Source organism: Pseudonocardia sp. Ae331_Ps2 (assembly GCF_001932405.1).
Lineage (GTDB): Bacteria > Actinomycetota > Actinomycetes > Mycobacteriales > Pseudonocardiaceae > Pseudonocardia.
The window spans coordinates 1,507,302-1,513,518 of sequence record NZ_MCIM01000001.1 but is presented as its reverse complement, the minus strand read 5'-3'; the positions used below and the strand labels follow the sequence as shown (position 1 = coordinate 1,513,518).

The 6,217-nt window shown below is 74.2% G+C and carries 8 protein-coding genes; 4 read left to right on the top strand and 4 right to left on the bottom strand.

Translation table 11 applies throughout. The features are described from left to right. Positions 1 to 329: transposase (locus Ae331Ps2_RS07160; protein WP_139319239.1), on the top strand; the 329-nt coding region annotated here is incomplete at its 5' end. Positions 330 to 452: 123 nt separating this feature from the next. On the opposite strand, the gene Ae331Ps2_RS07155 is transcribed toward Ae331Ps2_RS07160, so the two are convergent. Continuing rightward, on the bottom strand, positions 453 to 890 hold the full coding sequence (locus tag Ae331Ps2_RS07155) for an SMI1/KNR4 family protein (protein WP_075309950.1): 438 nt from the start codon (positions 888 to 890) through the stop codon (positions 453 to 455). Positions 891 to 920: 30 nt separating this feature from the next. Continuing rightward, positions 921 to 1,907, bottom strand: coding sequence for an AraC family transcriptional regulator (locus Ae331Ps2_RS07150; protein ID WP_075333925.1), 987 nt, complete (start codon positions 1,905 to 1,907; stop codon positions 921 to 923). A 113-nt stretch (positions 1,908 to 2,020) separates the two neighbouring features. On the opposite strand from Ae331Ps2_RS07150, the gene Ae331Ps2_RS07145 reads away from it, so the two are divergent. Continuing rightward, positions 2,021 to 2,464 carry a VOC family protein gene (locus tag Ae331Ps2_RS07145; protein WP_075309954.1) on the top strand — a complete coding sequence of 148 codons (444 nt, stop codon included), beginning with the start codon at positions 2,021 to 2,023 and terminating at the stop codon, positions 2,462 to 2,464. A 119-nt stretch (positions 2,465 to 2,583) separates the two neighbouring features. Here the strand turns inward: Ae331Ps2_RS07145 and Ae331Ps2_RS07140 are convergent, their stop codons facing one another. Next, positions 2,584 to 3,543, bottom strand: coding sequence for an FAD-dependent oxidoreductase (locus Ae331Ps2_RS07140; RefSeq protein WP_075309956.1), 960 nt, complete (start codon positions 3,541 to 3,543; stop codon positions 2,584 to 2,586). Between the two features lie 83 nt (positions 3,544 to 3,626). On the opposite strand from Ae331Ps2_RS07140, the gene Ae331Ps2_RS07135 reads away from it, so the two are divergent. After that, positions 3,627 to 4,061, top strand: coding sequence for a hypothetical protein (locus Ae331Ps2_RS07135; RefSeq protein WP_075309958.1), 435 nt, complete (start codon positions 3,627 to 3,629; stop codon positions 4,059 to 4,061). Here the strand turns inward: Ae331Ps2_RS07135 and Ae331Ps2_RS07130 are convergent. After that, positions 4,049 to 4,681 (bottom strand): TenA family protein, encoded by a 633-nt coding sequence (locus Ae331Ps2_RS07130; protein WP_020626639.1) that lies wholly within the window; start codon positions 4,679 to 4,681, stop codon positions 4,049 to 4,051. The two genes, Ae331Ps2_RS07135 and Ae331Ps2_RS07130, sit on opposite strands and share 13 nt — an antisense overlap. Before the next feature lie 123 nt (positions 4,682 to 4,804). Between Ae331Ps2_RS07130 and gabP the strand changes: the two genes are divergently transcribed. Continuing rightward, positions 4,805 to 6,208, top strand: coding sequence for a GABA permease (gene gabP / locus Ae331Ps2_RS07125; protein WP_075309960.1), 1,404 nt, complete (start codon positions 4,805 to 4,807; stop codon positions 6,206 to 6,208). Positions 6,209 to 6,217 lie beyond the last annotated feature (9 nt).

The following is a 6,217-nucleotide window of genomic DNA, read 5'->3' as shown; positions in this document are numbered from 1 at the left end:
TCGGCCCGCTGCCCGACGACATCACCGTGCACCTCGACGCCGGCTATGACTCCGGTAAGACCCGCGACACACTCACCGAACGGGGCCTGCACAGCGAGATCGCGCGCAAGGGCGAGAAAGCACCGATCCAGGCCACCCAACGCTGGCACATCGAGCGCACCAACGCCTGGCACAACAGCTTCAACCGGCTGCAGCGCTGCTACGAACGCCGCGAAACCGTCGTCGACGCGTTCTTCGACCTCGCCGACACCATCATCACACTCCGTAGCCTGATCCGGCAGGCCTGGACCACGCACCGCTGGGACAGCCGACCACACCGCCGCCCATGATCATCCATCAATCCGCGCGACCTCTTAGTGCTGTCGAGGGCTGCCCGGACAGCGCTCATGTACTGATCGACGTCGTCCGGGCGGTCGGGGCGGCGGGTGACCACTTCTCCGAGGGGTGGTGGGTCAGCGGCGGTACCAGTCGTCGCCGTCGCCGCCCGCCCGACGGGTGAGGTAGTCCCGCAGCGATCCGGCGACCCGGTGGCGCGAGTCGGTCTCGTGGTCCCACACGACCACCTCCGGGCGGTTCGGCAGTGCCGGGAAGCCGAACAGGTCGCCCCCGCCGTTGTCGGCGAAGAAGATCAGCTGGTCGAAGGGCAGGTAGAGTTCGGCGAGGCCGGGGTCGCGGCGCAGGGCCAGGTTGTCGTCGACGATCCGACGGGCCGGATGGACCAGGGCGGCGCCGTGGCGGCCGTGCAGTCCGTCGGTCTCGAGGAGCAGTGCCCGCAGGTCCGGGGGCACCTCGTGGCCCAGCTCGGTGCCGATGGCATCGACGTCGTCCGGGGAGGCCGGCCGGGCAGGCTCGACGACGTCGAACAGCCGCTGCGCCAGCTCGATCCACACCCGGCGACCGTACCGGTGCGACGGGGCGGGTCAGCGGCCCGCGGTCTCCTCCGGGGTCTCGCCGAAGGCGCGGGTGTATGCCACCCGGAACCCGCCGGGCCGGACGAAGCCCCACCGGCCCGCGATGCGCTCCACCGCCGTCGCGTCGCCCGTCGCGCGCAGGTCGTCGCGCACGCCGTGGAGCCGGGCGCGCCACAGCACGGTGGCCGGGTCGGTCCCGGCCCGGCGCAGCCCGGCCAGCACGGTCCGGGCCGGGGCCCCGGTCAGCCGGGCCAGCTCCGTCGGGTCGACGGGACGGTGCGCGTGCGCGCGCAGGTGCTCGGTGACGCGGCGGACCAGGCGGGCGGGCAGCGCCGGGGTGCGGGCCGGCCCGCGGCGGGTGACCTCGTCGAGCACGGTGTTCGGGAACGTCTCCAGGAACCGGGACGCCAGCAGTCCGAACGCCTCGTCCAGCGCGACGGACCCGTCCAGCAGCATCGGGTTGCCGAGCACCCGGTCCCGCACGTGCACCACGGTGGCGGCCCAGCGGCGCGCGTGTTCCTCACTCAGCGGGGTGATCCCGGTCAGCCGCACCCGGTCGGTCGCGACGCCGTGCACCTGCCCCGCCCAGCGGGCCAGGGCCGCCGGGTCGAGGCCCACGACGTCGAGGTCGATGTCCTCGGCGAGGTCGCGGAAACGGCCCTCGGGCGGGAGCACCCCGACGTCACCGGGCTGCAGCAGCACGGTGCCGTACGCCTCGGTGTCCAGGCGCATGCGTCCGCCCTGCACCAGATCGACGACGAACTCGTTCTCGACCGGGTCGACCATCGCGTCGATCTCGGCGGTGACCCACAGGTCGCTCAGTGAGAACCCCGGGGCGGCGACGGTCTCGTTCCCCACCTCGAAGTCGCGGCCGTCGCCCGCCGGCAGCACCACCGCGCCCCCGTAGAACTCCGCGACGAACCGTTCGACGTCGGCCGCCGACTCCATGCGGAAGCTCAGGCGTCGCACCCCGTTGCCGGGAGGCTGACCGTTCACTCGCCCTCCACCGGTGCACCGGGTGATCGGAAGCGGAAAGCTACCCCGTGACCGGGCATCGGCGCGACTCGCGCGGCCGCGGAACCGTCGGGGTCCGGCCGTAGCCTCCACCCATGGCGACTCCCTGGACGATCACCGTCGACTGTGCCGACGCACACCTGCTCGCGGAGTTCTGGAGCGCTGCGCTCGGCTACGCCCCCGCCCCGCCACCGACCGGGTTCGCGACCTGGGAGGCGTGGCTGGCCCACCACGAGGTGCCCGCCGACGAGTGGGGCGACGTCGCCGCGATCAGCGACCCGGAGGGCGCGGGCCCGCGGATCTCGTTCCTGCGGGTCGACGAGCCCCGCACGGTGAAGAACCGACTGCACCTGGACCTGCAGGTCTCCGGGGGCCGGCACCTGCCGGACGAGCTGCGCGGCGAGCGGCTGGGCGCGGAGGCGAGGCGGCTCTGTGCGCTGGGCGCGCGGGTCGTCGAGGAGCACCTGTCCCCAGGTTCTCCCCATGTGGACCACCTGTGGATGGCCGACCCGGAGGGCAACGACTTCTGCATCGTGTGAGGGCCCCCGATCATCACCCGGCGGGCTCGGGCGCCGGTTCCGTGCCGGTTCGCCGCGGCCTGCCCGTCGACGGCGGGTCGTCCGCCTCGAGCGGGCGTCCGCGGACGTCCGGACCGGGGTCAGGCGGCGTCGGCGAGATCCGCGACGTCGTCGGCGCAGCCCCAGGACAGGGTGATGCCGGAGCCGCCGTGCCCGTAGTCGTGGATCACCCGCGGGCGGGTCGCGGTGGCGGGCTCGGCCTCCAGCCGCACCTCGGGGCGGGCCGGGCGCAGGCCCGCGAGATGCTCCAGGACCTCGGCGTCGCGCAGGGCCGGGACGATGTCGCGGCAGCGCCGCAGGATCGCCTCGCCGGCGGCCGGGTCGGGTGTCGCGTCCCAGACGCCGTCGTCGAGCGTGCCGCCGAGGACGCAGTCGTGCGCGCGGGGGTGCACGTACGCGCGGCCGCCGGGGTGCATCTCGTCGCGGACCGACATCGTCAGCCCGGGGTTGGTGACGCGCACGATCTGCCCGCGCACCGGGGTCACCGTGGTGTCGCCGACCAGGGTGCGCGCGCCCAGCCCGGAACAGTGCACGACGAGGTCGGCGTCCCGCCCGGCCTCGTCGAGCGCGGTGACGCGCCGGCGTTCCAGGGCGATCCCGCGCCGCCCCGCCTCGGCGGCCAGCCATGGCAGGTGCACCGGCATCTCGACCAGTGGCACCGCGAAGCGCAGGCCGTGGGCGTAGCCGGGCGGCAGCTCGTCGGGCCGGGCCGGCCGGACCTCGCCGACGGCGTCGGCCCACCACTGCGGCTCCGGCTCCGCCCGGTAGAGGGTCAGCGACTCCCGCATCACGACGCCGGGGACGCCGTCGGCCGCCTGACGGGCCAGCTCGGCGAAGGTGCGCCGTCCCCAGTCGAGGACCTTGTCCCGCGGCCCGGCCCGGGTCGGGAACCACACGGCCGCGGCCAGGTGCGACGTCGACGCCTCCACCGGCACGTCGGCCAGCACCCGGACCGACCAGCCCCGCTCCCGGAGCCGGAGCGCGCAGCTCAGGCCCGCGATCCCGGCGCCGACCACCACGGCCCGTCGGTTGCCTCCCATGCCGGCGATCCTCGCAGCCGCTCTCCCCGGATCGTCATCCGGACGTCGACGCCCGATCACCCCCGGCGCGCAGACTCGGACCGGTGACCGCACCGCTGCTGACCGGCCCGGCCCTGGCCCACCGGGTCGCACTCGTCCTCGCCGTCCCGCTGCAGGCCGCGCTCGGCGCCCGGCCGGTCGACGACGCCGACCCGGCTGCCGGGGTCGCGTTCGAGATCGGTGAGCTCGCCGACGGCGGCGCGGGCGGTGCGCACGCCGGTGCGCTGGCCGTCGGGCTGGAGGTGGGGGCGTTGCTCGCCGTCCTGCCGCACCTCACCGAGGCCGAGCACGCGGTGTCGGTGTCCACCGCGGTCACGCTGCCCGCTCAGGCCCCGCGGGGCGGGGAGGTCGCGTTCCGCGGAACGCTCGACCGGCGCACCGGCCGGTCCGCGTTCACCTCGGTGACCGCCGTCTGCGCCGGCGTCGTCGTCGCCAGGGCGCAGATCGTGAAGGCCGTCGTCCGCGTTCAGCCGGCGTAGGCGGCGTCGAAGAACGCCAGTTCCAGGTCGACCGCGCGCACGAACAGCGCCGCGACCCGCTCGCGGTGGGCGGGGTCGAGCCGGTCGGCGGCACGGTCGAGCTCGTCGCGCAGGAACGCGACCCACTCCTCGAACTCGACACCGCGGTGCAGCTCGATCCACTCGCGGGAGATCCGGTCGTCGGGGGTGGCCGCGCCCGGCCGGGTCGCCCAGTCCAGGTACAGCCACTCGGCGACGACCAGCACCGCCAGGGTCTCGGCGTACCCGGCGTCGCGGGCCTCGCCCATCAGGTCGACGAACCCGACGGTCGGCGCGGCCCGCTCCGGTTCGGCGTTCCCGTCGAGCTCACCGAGCGAGCGCTCGAAGTAGTCGTTCTCCGGGCCCGCGACCAGCCCGAGCTGACGGGCCAGCCGGACCCGCGGACCGGGCCGGTCGGCCGTCGCGACGGCGGCGCCGAGCAGCGCGAGGAACGAGTCCACGAACTGCAGGTCCTGCTCCAGGTAGTGCCGGAGCACGCCGCGGTCCAGGGCGCCGGACCACAGCTCCTCGACGAACCGGTGCCCCACCGCCGCGTCCCAGGTCGCGGCCGTCGACTCCCGCAGCTGCGCGCTGAATCCCATGCCGCCCAGGCTAGGCGTCACCCCCGGAGACCTCCCCGGGGTGTGACAACGGGCGACGCCCGGGTGACCATTGCGCATCGCACCGGCCACCGCCGGCTGTGGCACCGAGGAGGGGGAGGCGCCATGACGGAGACCGCGCACCGGCCGGAGGCCGGTGGCGAGCTGAGGGCGGGGCTGCGCGACCGGCACGTCACCATGATCAGCATCGCCGGGGTGATCGGCGCCGGGTTGTTCATCGGCTCCGGCAGCGCGATCGCCACCGCGGGCCCCGCGGTGCTGCTGGCCTACCTCTTCGCCGGGACGCTGGTCGTGCTGGTGATGCGGATGCTCGGCGAGATGGCGGCCGCGCAGCCGGACTCCGGCTCGTTCTCCACCTACGCCGACCGGGCGATCGGGCCGTGGGCCGGGTTCACCGTCGGCTGGCTGTACTGGTGGTTCTGGGTCCTCGTCATCCCGGTCGAGGCGACGGCCGCCGCACTCATCCTCAACTCGTGGCTGCCCGGGGTGCCGCAGTGGGGCTGGGCGCTGGCCGTCACCGTGCTGCTGACGGTGACCAACCTGTTCTCCGTCGCCAACTACGGCGAGTTCGAGTTCTGGTTCGCCCTGCTCAAGGTGGTCGCGATCATCGCGTTCATCGTCGTCGGGGTGCTCGCGGTGCTGGGCCTGCTGCCCGGGTTCGTCGGCGACGACTCGTCGGTGTCGGGGCTGTCCCGGCTGGTGTCCGAGGGCGGGTTCCTGCCGAACGGGCCGGGCGCGGTGGTCGCCGCGGTGCTGGTGACGATGTTCAGCTTCATGGGCACCGAGATCGTCACGATCGCGGCGGCGGAGTCCGGCGACCCGGCGCGCGGGATCGGCCGGGCCACCCGCTCGGTGATCTGGCGGATCGCGGTGTTCTACCTGGCCTCGATCCTGCTCGTGGTCGCGATCGTGCCGTGGAACGACCCGCGGCTGCCCGCGGTCGGGTCGTACCAGGCGGCGCTGGAGGCGCTGGACGTGCCGTCGGCCAAGCTCATCGTCGACGTGGTGGTGCTCGTCGCCGTCGCGAGCTGCCTGAACTCGGCGCTGTACACCGCCTCGCGGATGCTGTTCTCGCTCGGCCGCCGCGGGCAGGCCCCTGGCCTGGTCAACCGGACCACCTCGCAGGGTGTGCCGCGGTTCGCGGTGCTCGGGTCGACGCTGGTCGGGTTCGTCGCGGTGATCGCGAACTACGCCTTCCCCGAGGAGGTCTTCACGACCCTGCTCGCGACCTCCGGCGCGATCGCGCTGTTGGTCTACCTGGTCATCGCGGTGTCCCAGCTGCGGATGCGCCGGGTCCTGGAGCGCGACGGCGTCGCGATGCCGGTGCGGATGTGGGCCTACCCGGTGCTCACCTGGGCGGTGATCGTCGTGATCCCGGTGGTGCTCGTCTACATGGCCGCCCGCGAGGGCTCGCGCTTCGAACTGGGCATGACCGGGCTCATCGCGGCCGTCGTCGTGGGTGTCGGCGTGCTGCTCACCCGGCGTCACACGCGGGCCGCCGTGCGGTGAGCCCGCGGC

Excerpts from the sequence above, each read along its gene's own strand:
- Ae331Ps2_RS07140 (WP_075309956.1), bottom strand. The coding sequence starts at position 3,543 with ATGGGAGGCAACCGACGGGCCGTGGTGGTCGGCGCCGGGATCGCGGGC.
- gabP (WP_075309960.1), top strand. The coding sequence starts at position 4,805 with ATGACGGAGACCGCGCACCGGCCGGAGGCCGGTGGCGAGCTGAGGGCG.
- Ae331Ps2_RS07145 (WP_075309954.1), top strand. The coding sequence starts at position 2,021 with ATGGCGACTCCCTGGACGATCACCGTCGACTGTGCCGACGCACACCTG.
- Ae331Ps2_RS07130 (WP_020626639.1), bottom strand. The coding sequence starts at position 4,681 with ATGGGATTCAGCGCGCAGCTGCGGGAGTCGACGGCCGCGACCTGGGAC.